At 71.2% G+C, this 14,974-nt stretch carries 11 protein-coding genes; 10 read left to right on the top strand and 1 reads right to left on the bottom strand.

Translation table 11 applies throughout. The features are described 5' to 3' along the window. The first annotated feature begins 99 nt into the window (after positions 1-99). Positions 100-1,290 (top strand): beta propeller repeat protein, encoded by a 1,191-nt coding sequence (locus tag Asi02nite_RS22760; RefSeq protein ID WP_203715916.1) that lies wholly within the window; start codon positions 100-102, stop codon positions 1,288-1,290. 535 nt (positions 1,291-1,825) lie between these two features. Here Asi02nite_RS22760 and Asi02nite_RS22755 read toward each other — a convergent pair. Continuing rightward, a complete protein-coding gene (locus Asi02nite_RS22755) occupies positions 1,826-2,845 on the bottom strand; it encodes a LacI family DNA-binding transcriptional regulator (protein ID WP_203715915.1) in 1,020 nt (339 codons plus the stop codon). Between the two features lie 116 nt (positions 2,846-2,961). Between Asi02nite_RS22755 and Asi02nite_RS22750 the strand changes: the two genes are divergently transcribed. The 9 genes from Asi02nite_RS22750 (at position 2,962) to Asi02nite_RS22710 (ending at position 14,932) form a co-directional block, all read left to right on the top strand. Then, positions 2,962-4,296: a sugar ABC transporter substrate-binding protein gene (locus Asi02nite_RS22750; protein ID WP_203715914.1), complete on the top strand. Its 1,335-nt coding sequence runs from the start codon at positions 2,962-2,964 to the stop codon at positions 4,294-4,296. After that, positions 4,293-5,177 carry a carbohydrate ABC transporter permease gene (locus Asi02nite_RS22745; protein WP_203715913.1) on the top strand — a complete coding sequence of 295 codons (885 nt, stop codon included), beginning with the start codon at positions 4,293-4,295 and terminating at the stop codon, positions 5,175-5,177. Before Asi02nite_RS22750 ends, Asi02nite_RS22745 begins: the two co-directional genes overlap by 4 nt. Continuing rightward, a complete protein-coding gene (locus tag Asi02nite_RS22740) occupies positions 5,174-6,034 on the top strand; it encodes a carbohydrate ABC transporter permease (protein ID WP_203715912.1) in 861 nt (286 codons plus the stop codon). The genes Asi02nite_RS22745 and Asi02nite_RS22740 overlap by 4 nt, the downstream gene beginning before the upstream one ends. Next, on the top strand, positions 6,031-6,864 hold the full coding sequence (locus Asi02nite_RS22735; protein WP_239126951.1) for a sugar phosphate isomerase/epimerase family protein: 834 nt from the start codon (positions 6,031-6,033) through the stop codon (positions 6,862-6,864). Before Asi02nite_RS22740 ends, Asi02nite_RS22735 begins: the two co-directional genes overlap by 4 nt. After that, positions 6,861-7,952 (top strand): Gfo/Idh/MocA family protein, encoded by a 1,092-nt coding sequence (locus Asi02nite_RS22730; RefSeq protein ID WP_203715911.1) that lies wholly within the window; start codon positions 6,861-6,863, stop codon positions 7,950-7,952. The genes Asi02nite_RS22735 and Asi02nite_RS22730 overlap by 4 nt, the downstream gene beginning before the upstream one ends. Continuing rightward, positions 7,949-8,803, top strand: a complete 855-nt coding sequence (locus Asi02nite_RS22725; protein WP_203715910.1) for a sugar phosphate isomerase/epimerase family protein — start codon at positions 7,949-7,951, stop codon at positions 8,801-8,803. Before Asi02nite_RS22730 ends, Asi02nite_RS22725 begins: the two co-directional genes overlap by 4 nt. A 55-nt stretch (positions 8,804-8,858) precedes the next feature. Next, the gene (gene manD / locus Asi02nite_RS22720) at positions 8,859-10,067 is read left to right on the top strand and encodes a D-mannonate dehydratase ManD (protein ID WP_203715909.1); all 1,209 of its coding nucleotides are present in this window, start codon (positions 8,859-8,861) and stop codon (positions 10,065-10,067) included. Between the two features lie 327 nt (positions 10,068-10,394). Continuing rightward, complete coding sequence (locus Asi02nite_RS22715; RefSeq protein WP_239126950.1) at positions 10,395-11,507, top strand: sugar phosphate isomerase/epimerase family protein; 1,113 nt, start codon at positions 10,395-10,397, stop codon at positions 11,505-11,507. 86 nt (positions 11,508-11,593) lie between these two features. Beyond that, positions 11,594-14,932, top strand: coding sequence for a ThuA domain-containing protein (locus tag Asi02nite_RS22710; protein WP_203715908.1), 3,339 nt, complete (start codon positions 11,594-11,596; stop codon positions 14,930-14,932). The last annotated feature ends 42 nt before the right edge of the window (positions 14,933-14,974 follow it).

Raw genomic sequence — 14,974 nt, 5'->3', positions numbered from 1 at the left:
CGCACGGTCCGGTGGCGGGGTGGTGGTCGTCGTCGGCGCGCCGCGGATAGGTACGAGGGCCTATGCCCGGGTCGGTGACCGCGTGGCAGGCTGGCGGTCGTGCGAAGATCAACGGGGGTACTGGTAGGAGCCGCGCTGGTGGTGTGTGTGCTCGCGGTCGGTGCGGTGGCGGTGCGCGCGCACGATGGCGGTGCGCCGGCCCGGTGGACCGATCAGCGGACCGAGCAGGTCGGGCCGTGGCGGGTCGCCCGGGAGGCGTTCGCGGTCGACGATCGGCGGACGGGCGGGCCGCGGGTGCTGTTGCCCAACTCCGCCGGCTGTTTCACCGGGTTCGGCGCCGGCGGGCTGTCCGGCGGATACTGGTTCGCCTCGGGCGCCTGCACCACCATCGGCGTGGTCGAGCCGGCCGGCGCCGGAGACGATGCCGTCCTGGCGGTCGGGTCCGAGTACGAGGGCGCCTACCTGGCCGTCACCGGGCACCATGTGCTCGGCAACAGGCACGGCACGCCCGAGGACTGGCGGCAGGTGGCCGGGATCGCGCCCGGTGCCGGGCCCGGCCCGGGCGATGGCGGCGGCCCGGTTCCGTTGACGATCGCGGGGCCTGGCTACGTCGCGGTCGGTCAGCGTGACGGGCGGGCCGTGGCCTGGCTGTCGACCGACGGCAAGTCCTGGCGCACCGTCGTGCTGCCACCGCCTCCGGGAGCAACCGAAACCCACGTCACGGCCGTCGCGGAAGCGCCGGCCGCGCCGCTTGTCGCGATCGGCACGAGCACCGGGCCGAACGCCACCTCCCAGGTGACCGCCTGGGTGTCGACCGACGACGGCCGATCCTGGCGGCCCCACCCGGTCCCCGGCCTCGACGGAGCGCCCCAGGTGCGGGTGCTGCTCAACGACGGCCGCAGGTTCTTCGCCCTCGGGGGCACCAGCGGCGACGTCCGCGCCCCGGCCCTCGTGCTCACCTCGACGGACGGGCGGACCTGGCAGCGGGATGACACCGCCGCGACCGCCGGCGTACGGATGATCCGGGCCGCCACGTCCCTGCCCGGCGGCGAGATGCTCGCGGTCGCCGGCAGCGGCGAGGGCCGGAACACCGGCGACAACCGCGAGTGCGCCTCGGCCTGGCTGGTCACCCGGCCGTCCGGCGAATGGACACGCGAGGACCTGGGCTGCGCCGGCGTGCCAACGGTCGTGGCCGGGCTGGCCTCCGGGCCGATCGTCGCGGTCCACGGGACCACGCTCTTCCTACGCCAGCCACACCTCGCGCCCCCACCCGAGCAGTCAGTCTGGTGACCCGCCTAGCGTCCCGGGCGGCGCGACGCCCTCCGGGCGCACGACCGGTCGGCACGGCTCCGATCCGGGAACGCCGGCGCACGCAGACCTACCGTCGCGCCGCACCCGACACGCGGCCGTCGGGCACGTCGGGAAGACAACCGCGCCGCCGCACCACCCCACCCAACCGGATCAGGCAACGCCGCACGGCCCGCACTGACCGACAGCCGCGAGCCGGGCGACCCGCGAACCACCAGGCACGTCAGGCGGACAAACGCGCGGCCGCACCGCCGCACCGCCGCTAAACGGATCAGGCAACACGGCCCGCCCCGCCAGAACCACGGTCGCGAGCTGCGCGACCCGCGAACCGCCAGACACGCCAGGTAGACAACCGCAGCGCCGCACCCCAACCGGATCAGGCAACACGGCCCGGCCCGACCGACCCAGACCCACGGCCGCGTGCCGCGCGACCCGCGAACCGCCCGGCACGCCAAGACAACCGCCCGGCGCACCGACTGCTACCTAGGCCGGACGACCGGGCTCCGCCCGCGCGGGTCTACGGGCGTGGGCCCGTTGATTCGCGGACCGTCAGGTAGGTCGGGAGGACGACCGCGCGGCGTTGGGGTTGGGGGGCTCGGTGGTCCAGGCGCGACACCAGCAGCGAGACCGCCATCCTGCCCGCCTGTTCGATCGGGGCCGTCAACGTGGTCAGCGGCGGGTTGCTGAAGTCCGCCCCGAAGATGTCGTCGCAGCCCACCACGCTCAGGTCCGCCGGCACCGCGACGCCGCGTTCGCGGAGGCGGACCAGCATGCCCAGGGCGAACAGGTCGTTGAACGCCACGCACGCCGTCGCGCCCGTGTTCACCACCGCGTCCGCGGCGGCTACCCCCGAACCCCGGCCCGACGGGAACGGGCCCACCCGGGCCGCCGGCAGGTGGTGGCGGTCCAGCGCCGCCTTCATCGCCTGCCAGCGTGCCTGGTTCGACCACGACTGGGTCGGGCCCGAGACGTAGACGATCGACCGGTGCCCCAGCGACACCAGGTGCTCGACCGCCTGCGCGATGCCCGCCGGAGTGTCGATCACGACGCTGGGCACCCCCCGGACGTTGCGGTTCACCGTGACCAGCGGGATCTCCGCCGCCAACGCGACCAGGGCGCGGGCCGGCAGGCGGGACGCGCCCAGGATCGCGCCGTCGAGCGAGCGGCGCATCGTGTGCAGCATCGCGATCTCGTGGTCGGCCGAGTCCTCCGTGTCGATCAGCAGGTGCGCGTACCCGGCCGCCTTCAGCTGTTGTTGCGTGCCGCGGATCATGCCGAAGTAGAACGGGTTCGTGACGTCCGAGACGACCAGCGCGACCGTCCCCGTGCGGCCCGAGGCCAGCGCGCGGGCCGGTGGGTGCGGCACGTAGTCGAGGTCCCGCGCCGCCGCCTGGATCCGCTCGCGGGTCGCCGCGCTGACACGCGAAGGACGGGAGAGCGCCCGGGACACCGTCGAGACCGCCACGCCCGTAGCCGCGGCGATGTCCGCGATCGTGACCGGCCGCTTCCGCGCGTCGCCCTCCACGAAACGCAGCAAACCATCGATGGCAACACTTGGCAAACGGTTGTCACCACCGAACCCGGATGACTAGCGTCGGCCACCACACGACCCATCGACCATTCCCACTCCCTCGCCGCCCCGAGGAGCACCTCATGGACAGACGGAAACTCGTCGCGCTGGCCGGCGCGATCGTGCTGGGCACCGCGTTGACGGCCTGCGGATCCGACGACAGCGGCGGCGCCGCCGGCGACAACTCCGGCGTCACCCTCACCATGCTCATGGGCGTCAACAACATCTATCCCGAGCAGCAGCGGCAGTGGTTCGACGAGGTCTCCGCGAAGTTCAAGCAGGAGACCGGCGCCACGGTCCGCTTCGAGACCTTCGCGTCCGCCAACGACGAGCTCACCAAGATCCAGACCTCCGTGGTCTCCGGTCAAGGGCCCGACGTGTACGCGCTGGGCACGACCTTCACCCCCACCGCGTACGCGACCGGCGCGTTCGTCGAACTGAAAAAAGAGGACTGGGACAAGGTCGGCGGCCGCGACCGCTTCCTGCCCGCCACCCTCGGCATCTCCGGCCCCGACAAAGACCACGAGGTCGGCGTCCCGTTCGCCAGCCGCCCGTTCGTCATGGCCTACAACAAGGAGATGCTGGCCGCGGCCGGGATCGACAAGCCCGCCGACAGCTGGGACGGCCTACGCGACCAGGCGAAGCAACTGACCAAGGACGGCGCGTACGGCCTGGCGATCGGCTACGCCGACGGCTTCGACCCGTGGAAGTTCATCTGGGCCATGACGATCCAGGCCGGCGCCCCGGTGGTCAAGGACGGCAAGGCGGCGCTCGACGGCCCCGACACCAAGCGGGCCTACGAGTCCTACCTGGGCTGGCTGGCCACCGACAAGGTGGTCGACCCGGCCGCGGTCGGCTGGAAGAACGCCCAGGCCATCGCCGCGTTCGGTGCGGGCAAGGCGGCCTTCCTCCCGATGGTCTCGGCCAGCTCGAAGGTCACCCTCGACAAGTCCACAGTGGCTGGCAAATACGCGTACGCCGTGATGCCCACGATCCCGCCGGGCGCGACCAGCCTCCCCGGCGGCGGCGTGGCCGCGACCAGCATCCTCTCCGGCGACAACGTCGTCGTCGCGAAGTACAGCAAGCACAAGGATCTCAGCCTCGCCCTCGTCAAGCTGCTCACCGGCGAGGAGATGCAGACGAGCTACTACAAGACCTTCGGCGAGCTGCCGACCAACCAGGCGGCCGCCACCGCGCTCGGCGCGGACCCGGCGCTGGCCGCGATTGTCGAGTCGGCCGGCAAGTCGGTCAACACCCCGTTCACCGGCGGCTGGGGCCAGGTGCAGCTCGCCCTGACCAACGTGGTCGTCCAGTCGATCCCCGACCTGTCCGCCGGCAGGGTCGACGACGCCAAGCTGAGCGGCCTGCTCGGTCAGGCCCAGACCACCGCGCAGGAAGCGCTCGACAAGGCCAAATGAGAAAGCACACCAGCGCGACCAGGCAGGGGCGTCCACTCTGGATGTTCCTGCCGGGCGGTCTGCTCACCCTCGTCGTCATCGTCGTCCCGCTGGCCCTCGCCCTCTACATCTCCCTGCTCGACCTCGACCAGTACTCGATCCGTGAGTGGGTCGGCGCCGAGTTCATCGGGTTCGAGAACTACGTCGAGGCGGTCCGTGACTCGCACCTGCCGCACGCGATCACCATCAGCCTCGGCTACTCGGCCCTGGTCACCCTCGGCTGCCTCCCGCTCGGCCTCGCCGCCGCCGTCGCCACCCAGGACCGCTTCAAGGGCCGCGGGCTGGTCCGCTCGGCGCTGCTGATCCCGTACGTGCTGCCCGCCTTCGTGGTCGGCAGCACCTGGCGGATCATCCTGCAGCCCGACGGCATCGCCAACCGGCTCCTCGGCACCGAAGGCCTCTGGCTCAACGGCCCGCGCAGCTTCTGGGCCCTCGTCATCGTCCAGCTCTGGGCCGGCTGGCCACTGGTCTATCTCCTCGCCGCCGCCGGCCTGCAGTCGATGGACACCACCGTCCACGAGGCCGCCGCCCTCGACGGGGCCGGCCACTGGGCCAAGCTGCGCCACGTGGTGCTCCCCCAGCTCCGCGGCCCGGTCTCGCTCGGCCTCGTCATCTCCTTCCTGCACAACGTCAACAGCTTCACGCTCCCGTTCGTCCTGTTCGGCGTGCCCAGCCCGTACGACGTGGAGGTCCTGCCCGTGCTGACCTATGTGGAGAGCTTCCAGAACTTCGAGTTCGGCCTCAGCGTCGCCATGGCCGTGGTCTCGCTGATCCTGGTGGCGATTCCGATGGCGGTCTACCTGCGAGCGGTGCGGCTCGACACGGAAAGAGGCCAGAAATGAGAAGCGAGGACGTCGCCCGCCTGCTGCCCACCGGCGTCAGAAACGCCATCCTCGCCGTCCTCCTGCTGATCGTCCTCGGCCCGCTCGCCTACATGGCCATCGCGAGCGTCAGCTCCGACCTCGCGGTCGCCCGCGGCGCCCTCTGGCCCGACGGCTTCCACATCGACAACTACGCCCGCATCTGGTCGACGACCAACCTCGGCCGCGGCCTCGTCAACAGCCTCCTGGTCGCCGGCGCCGTGGCGGTCGTCAGCGCCTTCGTCGCGCTGCTCTCCGCGTACGTCCTCGTCCGCTATGCCTTCCGCGGCCGGATCGCGGTGCTCCGCTCGCTCCTCGCGCTGCAGAGCATCCCCGGCACGCTGCTGCTCCTGCCCGTGTTCGTGCTCTTCGCCGGCGCCGCCACCGCCCTCGGGGTCACCATCATCGGCACCCGCTGGGCCGTGCTCGTCACGTACCTCACCTTCGCCCTGCCGTTCTCCACCTGGGTGATGGTCACCTACCTGCGCGAGCTCCCGCCGGAGCTCGACGAGGCCGCCCGCGTCGACGGCGCGAGCCCGTGGCGCGTCCTCACCCGGGTCATCGCCCCGCTGAGCTGGCCCGGCCTCGTGGTCAGCGGCGTCTTCGCCTTCCTGCTCGGCTGGAACGACGTGCTCTTCGCCTCGGTGCTGACCAACCCCGACACCCGCACCGCGGCGGTCGAGCTGCAGATCTTCGGCGCCAGCCAGGAGGGCGGGGCACTTCCGGTGTACGGGCAGCTCATGGCGGCCGCGTTGGTCTGCGCCGTGCCGGTCGTCGCGCTCTACCTTGTCTTCCAGAGGTACCTGGTGGCGGGCCTGACCACGGGAGGCGTGCGGTGACGGTGTGGACCCTGTCCGGCTTCGGCGACGAGATCGACGCGGACCCGGTGGTGCAGCTCGCGGTGCTGTCCGCGCTGGGCGCCCGGCATCTCGAGCTGCGCAGCGCCTGGAACGTCAACGTGGTCGACCTCGACGACGAGCAGCTCACCAAGATCAAAAAAATCCTGGAGGAGCGCGACATGGCGGTCTCCGCGATCGCCTCACCGATCGGCAAGGTGAGCATCACCGACGACCCCGAGGGCGAGCGCGACCGCCTGCGCCGCGCGATCGCCGCCGCCCACCGCCTCGACTGCCGCTACATCCGGCTGTTCTCCTTCTACCGGCCGCCGGGCGTGCCGCCCGAGCAGACGAGGGACGAGGTGCTGAGCCGGATGCGGGACTGGGCCACCACCGCCGAGGCCGCGGGCGTCGTGCTCGTCCACGAGAACGAGAAGGAGATCTACGGCGACACACCCGAGCGGGTACGGGACATCGTCGAGTCGGTCGGCTCGCCCGCGCTGCGGGTCGCCTGGGACAACGCGAACTTCGTCCAGGTCGGCGTCCGGCCCTTCACCGACGGCTACGCCCAGCTCCGCCCGTACCTCGAATATCTCCAGGTCAAGGACGCGATCGCCGCGACCGGGGTGGTCGTCCCGGCCGGCGACGGCGACGGCGAGCTGAAGGAGACCCTCACCGCCCTGCGCGACGACGGATACACCGGCTTCGCGTCCCTCGAACCGCACCTCGCGCTGCAGACCGCGACCGGCGGCTTCTCCGGCCCCGCCGCGTTCGGCCGGGCCGCACGCGCGTTCGCCGCGCTCACCCACGAGATCGGAGTGCAGACCCGATGACCGACATCCCCGTCACCGTGGTCGGAGCCGGCATCATCGGCGAGGTCCACGCCGACGCCGTGCTCCGCCACCCGCGGCTGCGGCTCGCCGCGATCGTCGACCCGGACGAGGCCGCCCGGGAAGCGCTGGCCGGCCGCACAGGTGACCCGGAACGCTTCGCCACCCTGGCCGAGGCCGTCACGCCCGGTGGTCTCGTCACCGTCTGCTCCCCCACCGGCACCCACGCCGCCCTCGCCGAGCAGGCCCTGGAAGCGGGCGCCCACGTGCTGGTCGAGAAGCCACTGGACGTGAACCCGCGGACCGCCCGCCGTCTCGCCGACCGGGAAGGCGAGTTCACCGCCGGCGGCCTGGTCGCCTCGGTCGTCAGCCAGCACCGCTTCGACCCGGCCAGCGTCGCGGTCGCCGCGGCCGCGCACGGCGGCGGCCTGGGCCGGCTCACCTCCGCGGTCGCCACTGTCCCGTGGTGGCGCGCACAGTCCTACTACGACTCGGCCGCGTGGCGTGGCACCTGGCAGCTCGACGGCGGCGGGGCGCTGATGAACCAGGGCGTACACACCGTCGATCTGCTGGTCTGGCTCCTCGGCGCACCGGTCGAGGTCTCGGCCGTCACGGCCCGCCTGGCCCACGACGACATCGAGGTCGAGGACGTCGCCGCGGCCACGTTGCGGTTCGCGGACGGCGCGCTGGCCACCCTGCACGCCACCACCGCGGCCCATCCCGGCATCGGGGTCCGGCTCCAGCTCCACGGCACGGCCGGCTCGGCGGTCATCCACGACGACCAGCTCGAGTTCCTGCAGGCGACCGCCGGCCCGCGCCCGGTCGAGCGGGCCGCCGACGCGGTCCCCGTGAGTGAGCTGCGCGGCGCCCCGAAACCCGAGGACAGCTTCGTGCTGGGCCACCTGCGCCAGTACGCGGACGTGGTCGCCGCCATCGACGGGGGGCGGCGACCTGGCGTCGGACTGCGCGACGGGCTGCTCGCGGTCGCCGTCGTGCACGCGGTGTACGCGTCCGCGGCACTGGGCCGCCCGGTGACGCTCGACGACGTGCTGGCCGGCAACCACGACGACCTGGCGGAGGTGGCCCAGTGAGGTTCTCGGTGTTCACCGCTTCGACACCACAGTGGACGCCGGCGGAGGCGGCCCGGGAGCTGGCCGCGCAGGGCTGGGACGGCGTCGAGTGGCGGGTCACCGACCAGGCCGACGCGGCCGAGCCCGGCTTCTGGGCCGGCAATCGCGCCACCTGGCCGTTGAACGGACTGGAGGAGAGCCTGCCCGAGATCGACCGGATCACCCGCGCCGCGGGCCTCGACTACTCGGGCATCGGCGCCTACGTCCCCAGCAGCGCGCGCGAGGACGTCGAGCGCGTGCTCGCCGCGACGGCGACCCTGCGAGCCGGCCGCGTCCGGGTCACGATGCCGAAGCTGGGCACCGCGCCGTACCCGGAGCTGTTCGAGAAAACCCGCGATGACCTGGCCTGGGTCGCGCAGCGGGCGACCGCACACGGCGTCACCGCCCTGGTCGAGCTGCACCACGGCACCATCGCCGCCTCGGCGTCGTCCGCGCTTCGGCTGGTCGACGGGCTCGACCCGGCCCGCGTCGCCGTCATCCACGACGTCGGCAACCTCATCTACGAGGGCCACGAGGACCACCGGGCGGCCTTCGAGATGCTCGGGCCGTACCTCGCCCACGTACACGTGAAGAACGTGGCCTGGCAGGTGGTGGGTAAGAGGCCGGACGGGTCGACCGCGTGGGCCGCGGACTGGGCGCCGCTCCGCGAGGGCCAGGCCGACATCGGCGCCTACCTGCGGACGCTGCGGGAGGTCGGTTACGACGGCTGGCTGACCGTGGAAGACTTCTCGACGGCGCTACCGTTGGCGGAGCGCACCCGGGACAACCTCGCCTACCTGCGCACGCTCGCGGGTGACCGCACGGCGTCGTGAGGCGACAGCCTCGCGACGGCGGAGGACGCTGAACGAATCGCCGACGGAGGCAGCCGTGAAGATCGTCGACGCGCGGGTGATCGTCACCTGCCCCGGTCGCAACTTCGTCACCCTCAAAGTCGTGACGGACGACGGCCTGACCGGTGTCGGCGACGCGACGCTCAACGGCCGCGAGCTCGCGGTGGCGAGCTATCTGCGCGACCACGTGGTGCCGACGCTGATCGGCCGCGACGCGAGCCGCATCGAGGACACCTGGCAGTACCTCTACAAGGGTGCCTACTGGCGGCGCGGCCCGGTGACGATGACCGCGATCGCGGCGGTGGACACGGCGCTCTGGGACATCAAGGGCAAGGCCGCCGGCATGCCGGTCTACCAGCTGCTCGGCGGTCGCAGCCGGGAGGGCGTCACCGTGTACGGGCACGCCAACGCGGAGACCGTCGACGAGGTGCTGGTCGAGGTGGCCCGCTACGTCGACCTGGGCTACAAGGCCGTCCGGGTGCAGACCGGCGTGCCGGGGCTGGCCAGCACGTACGGCGTCAGCGGCGACAAGATGTTCTACGAGCCGGCCGACGCCGCGGTGCCGAGCGAGAACGTCTGGTCGACCGAGCGCTACCTCGCCCACACGCCGTCGGTGTTCGCCCGGGTGCGCGACGAGTTCGGCCCGGCGCTGCGGCTGCTGCACGACGTGCACCACCGGCTCACCCCGATCGAGGCGGGCCGCCTGGGCAAGAGCCTCGAGCCGTACGCGCTGACCTGGATCGAGGACCCGACCCCCGCCGAGCTGCAGGAGGGCCTGCGGCTGATCCGGCGGCACACGACGACACCCATCGCGATCGGCGAGATCTTCAGCGGCATCTGGGACTGCCAGCAGCTCATCACCGAGCAGCTCGTCGACTACATCCGCGCGACCGTGGTGCACGCGGGCGGCCTCACGCACCTGCGCCGGATCTTCGACCTGGCCGCCCTCTACCAGGTGCGCAGCGGCTCGCACGGCGCCACCGACCTGTCGCCGGTGTGCATGTCCGCGGCGCTGCACCTGGACATCTCGATCCCCAACTTCGGGCTCCAGGAGTACATGCGACACACGGCGGAGACCGACGCGGTGTTCCCGCACGGCTACCACTTCGCGGACGGCTACCTGCACCCCGCGGAGGAGCCCGGCCTCGGTGTCGACATCGACGAGGAGCTCGCGGCGCGGTATCCATACCGGCCGGCCGCCCTGCCCGTCAACCGGCTCGAGGACGGCACGCTGCACAGTTGGTAGCCCAGACGGACTTTCTGATGATCGTGCAAAAGTTACGACGATCTTCTAAGAACTTTCGTTAGCAACCATCTATCTTTTTGGGCGCCCCTGACATTATCGTCTCCCTATCCTTCGTAACACACAGGACACACCACGGGACGCCCGGTCATCCCAGGACCGGTCGCCCGCCGCGCGTGGCACCGCGGCCTGTTCTGCCTCTGTCGGACCTGACCACGCACCTGGGCGCATCGGCGGCGCCTGAATCGATTCACGCTCATCCCTTCGCGACGGCTCACCCTCGCCGTCGCGCTGCTGGCGGCTGCCCAGCCGCCGAGAGGACGGACGACGATGACCGAAACCCCAGCTATGCCGATGGATCCCGCCGAGCGCCGCCGGCTCACCCGGCGCAACATCCTGAAGGCCTCGGCCGCGGCGGGCGCCGCGCTCGGTGCCGCCGGGCTCCCGGTGCTGTCGACCAGCACGCCCGCCATCGGCACCCGCGGGCTGCGGGCCGAGGAGCTGATCCCCGAGAAGCGGCGCGGCATCATCCTCTACTCGGTGCGCGACCGGATCTCGGCCGCTCCGGACGACAGCGGCGTCCCGTACGGCTTCGAGCGGGTGCTGGCCCGGATCGCCGAGCTCGGTTACAAGGAGGTCGAGTTCGCCGGCTACAACCAGCACACCTCGATCCTGGGCCGGCAGATCACGCCCGAGGAGATCCGCAAGATCCTCGACGACAACGGCCTGGTGGCCAACGGCACCCACGCGTCGATCAACGCGACCACCTTCACCCAGCAGATGGACATCGCCCAGACGTTGGGCATGAAGCACATCGGCACCGGTTCCGACCCGACGAACTCCAGCTACGCGTCGGACTGGGACGCGGCCGCCGACCTCTGGAACGAGCTCGGCCGGCAGGCCCGCAAGCGCGGCATGAAGCTCTACACGCACAACCACGACGCGGCGTACTCGTTCCTGCTCGACGAGGGCCCGTTCGACGCCAACGGCCGGCCGACCCGCTCCTCCGGCATCCGCCGGCTGGAGTACTTCTTCGGCAAGGCCGACCCGAAGTACGTGTTCTTCGAGCTGGACATCTACTGGGCGTACGTGGCGCGCTTCAAGCACCAGAAGTACATCGACAAGCGCGGCTTCGAGCGCACCGACCTGTTCGACCCGATCCTCAACGTGGCCGCCCGCGGCGACCGGTTCCCGCTGTTCCACGCCAAGGACGGCAACCGCAACAGCGCGCTGGCCAACGGCTACGAGATGACCCCGCTCGGCGAGGGTGACATCAACTTCCAGCAGTTCTTCGAGACCATCGGCGACGCCAACGAGCGGCACGCCAACTGGGAGCAGGACACCGCTCCCGGCGGCGCGACCAACCCCGGCCAGTCGCTGGACTTCGCGGCACTGTCCTACCAGAACATGTCCGAGCTGACCATCTACAAGCGCGGGCACTGAGGTCCGGTCCCACTCGGGACACCGGCCGGGCGCGGCGGCGCGCGCCCGGCCTCCGAGGCGATAACCCCACCACCCCGGAGGAACGAATGCCAACCACCCTTCGTCGCCGGCTGGCCGTGCTGGCCGCGGCGACCGTGGGGATACCGCTGGTGCTGGCTCCGGCCAGTGCCCAGGCGGATCCCCGAGCCACCGATCCCGCGGCGGGCAGCTCCCGCACCGCGGAGCCGGAGGCGCTCGTCGCGGCCGAGAACGGGCCACCGGCCCTGCGCTCGCAGGCGCGCGCCCCGAAGAACTACAAGGTCCTCGTCTTCACCAAGACCGCCGGCGTCCGCCGGCCGTCCATCCAGGACGGCGTCGCCACCATCCGCGCGCTGGCGCAGGACAACGGTTTCACCGTCACCGCCAGCCAGAACGCGGCCGACTTCACCGCGGAGAACCTGGCGAAGTTCCGCGCCGTCGTGTTCCTCAACACCACCGGCGACATCCTCAACCCGACCCAGCAGGCCGCGTTCGAGGGATACATCAAGGCCGGCGGCGGCTACGTCGGCGTCCACGCGGCCGCGGAGACCGAGCCGGACTGGGCGTTCTACCAGACCCTGGTCGGCGCGAAGGTCGCCGGCGCGACCGGCGTCGAGGCGGGCAACGTGAACGTCGCCGACCGGGTCCACCCGGCGACCGAGACCGTGCCGGCGAACCTGACTCTGACCGAGGAGTGGTACAACTTCACCGCCAACGTCCGCGGGCAGTCGCACGTGCTCGCCACGGTCGACCCGGCCAGCATCACCGGCGCCACCATGGGCTTCGACCACCCGGTGAGCTGGTGCAAGGACTACCAGGGCGGCCGGTCGTTCTACACCGGACTCGGGCACTCCATCGAGACCTACCGGGCCGCGGCCTACAGGAAGCACCTGCTCGGCGGCATCCAGTGGGCCTCCGGCGTGGTCGAGGGCGACTGCGGCGCGACCGTACTGGCCAACTACGAGAAGGTCACCCTCAACGACGAGCCCGGCGAGCCGATGTCGCTGGCCGTGCTGCCCGACGGCCGGGTGCTGCACAACACCCGCGGCGGCCAGATCCGGCTCTACGACCCGGAGACCAACGCCAGCCCGGTGATCACCACGATGGAGGTCTACTCGCACGACGAGGACGGCCTGCAGACGGTGGCGATCGACCCCGACTTCGCCACGAACAAGTGGGTGTACGTCTACTACTCGCCGCGATTGAATACGCCGGTCGACGACCCGGCCACCCCGGGTGTCAACGAGGGTGACGCGCCGGCGACCAACGCCGACCCGACGACGTGGGACAAGTTCAAGGGCTACAACCAGCTTTCCCGGTTCAAGCTGGTGGAGTCGCCCACCCCGCACCTCGACCTGGCGTCGGAGCAGCAGATCATCCGGGTCGACGTCGACCGCGGCATCTGCTGCCACGTGGCGGGTCAGGTCAAGTTCGACGGCAAGGGCAACCTGTTCCTGATCACCGGTGACGACACCAACGCCGGTGGCTCGGACGGCTTCACGCCGATCAACGACCAGCCCACCCAGGGCCCCGGGTACGACGCGCGGCGTTCATCGGCCAACACCAACGACCTGCGCGGCAAGGTGCTGCGGATCAAGGTGAAGGCCAACGGCACCTACACGTCGCCGGCCGGCAACCTGTTCCCGGAGGCGCAGGACCTCACCGGCAAGACCCGTCCGGAGATCTTCCTGATGGGCCTGCGCAACCCGTTCCGCTTCGACGTCGACGCGACCGGGCGGCTCTACATCGCCGACTACTCCCCCGACTCGCGCGCCTCCAACCCCGCGCGTGGCCCGGAGGGCACCGGTCGGTGGTTCAGCACCAACAAGGCCGGCAACTACGGCTGGCCGCTGTGTGTGTCGCCGAGCCTGCCGTACTTCGACTTCGACTTCGCCACGCGTACGTCCGGTGAGCCGTTCAACTGCGGCGCTCCGGTCAACGACTCGCGGCACAACACGGGCCTGACCGTGCTGCCGGCGGTGCAGCAGCCGCAGTTCTGGTACACGTACGAGGCGCGCACGCCGTGCGGCAGCGCGTACCTGCAGAACCCGCCGATCCCGTGTGACTTCAAGTGGCCGGTGATCGGCACGGGCGGCGTCGGTCCGCACGGCGGCCCGATCTACAAGTACGACGCGGACAGCGACTCGCAGGTGAAGTTCCCCGAGTACTTCGACAACGCCGTGGTGTTCGGCGAGTTCACCCGCGACAAGCTGTTCATGATGCGGACGGACGGCAAGGGCAACCTGAGCGGCGTCGAGCAGTTCCTGCCCGGCACGGTCTTCGACAACCCGATGGAGATGCAGTTCGGGCCGGACGGCGCGCTCTACGTCCTGGAGTACGGCGACGGCTTCTTCAACGCCAACCCCGACGCCCAGCTCTCCGTCATCCGCTACGTCAAGGGCACCCGCTCGCCGGTCGTCAAGGTGAGCGCGACGCCGACCTCCGGGCAGGCACCGCTGACCGTCGCGTTCTCGTCGGCCAGCACCCACGACCCGGACCCGGGCGAGTCCATCTCGTACGCCTGGGACTTCACCAACGACGGCACGGTCGACTCGGCGGACCCGAACCCCTCGTACACGTACACCCAGAACGGCTCCTATGTGGCCAAGCTGACGGTGACGGACTCGAGCGGCAAGACGGGTGTGCTGACGACGGTCATCGTGGTGGGCAACACCGCGCCCACGGTTCGCGTCACCACGCCGATCGCCGGCACGTTGTTCAACTGGGGTGACTCGATTCCCTACACGGTCGAGGTCACCGATCCCGAGGACGGGCCGATCGACTGCTCGCGGGTCGTCGTGACGTTCGTGCTCGGCCACGACACCCACGGCCACCCGGACGGCTCGACCACCGGGTGTACGGGCACGGTGCAGTCCCCGGCGGACGGCGCCGACCACGCGGGCGGCTACCTGTTCGGTGCGGTCAGCGCGTCGTACACCGACCTCGGTGGTGGCGGCCAGCCGCCGCTGACGACGGTGGCGCAGGCGGTCATCCAGACGCCGCGGCAGCAGGCGGAGTTCGCGCAGGTGCAGACCGGCGTGACGGTCGCGAACACCGGTGACACCGGCGGCGGCCAGCACGTCAACGGCATCGACGTGGGCGACAACATCGCCTTCGACCCGATCAACCTGGCCGGCGTCTCGACCGTGACGCTGCGGCACTCGGGCGGCTCGGCGGCCACGGCGGGCACGCCGCGGGCCACCGTCGAGCTCCGGTTCGACTCGCCCACGGGCCCGGTGGTCGGCACGGCGACACTGAACGCGACGACGGGCAACAGCGCCTTCGTCGAGACCTCGGTGCCGGTCAGCCAGCCGGCGGGGGCACACAAGCTCTACCTGGTCTTCGGTGGCGTCACCGGCGGCCCGACGACCGGCCTCGTCAATCTCAACTGGGTCCAGTTCGGCTGACCCTTTCCACACGGCGGCCCGCCACCCCGAGTCCCGGGGTGG

The organism is Asanoa siamensis, from assembly GCF_016862555.1.
In the GTDB taxonomy this organism is placed as follows: domain Bacteria; phylum Actinomycetota; class Actinomycetes; order Mycobacteriales; family Micromonosporaceae; genus Asanoa; species Asanoa siamensis.
This window is presented reverse-complemented; position numbering and strand designations above follow the sequence as displayed.

Bases quoted from the DNA above. Each gene is read 5' to 3' on its own strand.
- Asi02nite_RS22750 (WP_203715914.1), top strand. From the start codon at position 2,962: ATGGACAGACGGAAACTCGTCGCGCTGGCCGGCGCGATCGTGCTGGGC.
- Asi02nite_RS22745 (WP_203715913.1), top strand. From the start codon at position 4,293: ATGAGAAAGCACACCAGCGCGACCAGGCAGGGGCGTCCACTCTGGATG.
- Asi02nite_RS22740 (WP_203715912.1), top strand. From the start codon at position 5,174: ATGAGAAGCGAGGACGTCGCCCGCCTGCTGCCCACCGGCGTCAGAAAC.
- Asi02nite_RS22730 (WP_203715911.1), top strand. From the start codon at position 6,861: ATGACCGACATCCCCGTCACCGTGGTCGGAGCCGGCATCATCGGCGAG.
- Asi02nite_RS22715 (WP_239126950.1), top strand. From the start codon at position 10,395: ATGACCGAAACCCCAGCTATGCCGATGGATCCCGCCGAGCGCCGCCGG.
- Asi02nite_RS22710 (WP_203715908.1), top strand. From the start codon at position 11,594: ATGCCAACCACCCTTCGTCGCCGGCTGGCCGTGCTGGCCGCGGCGACC.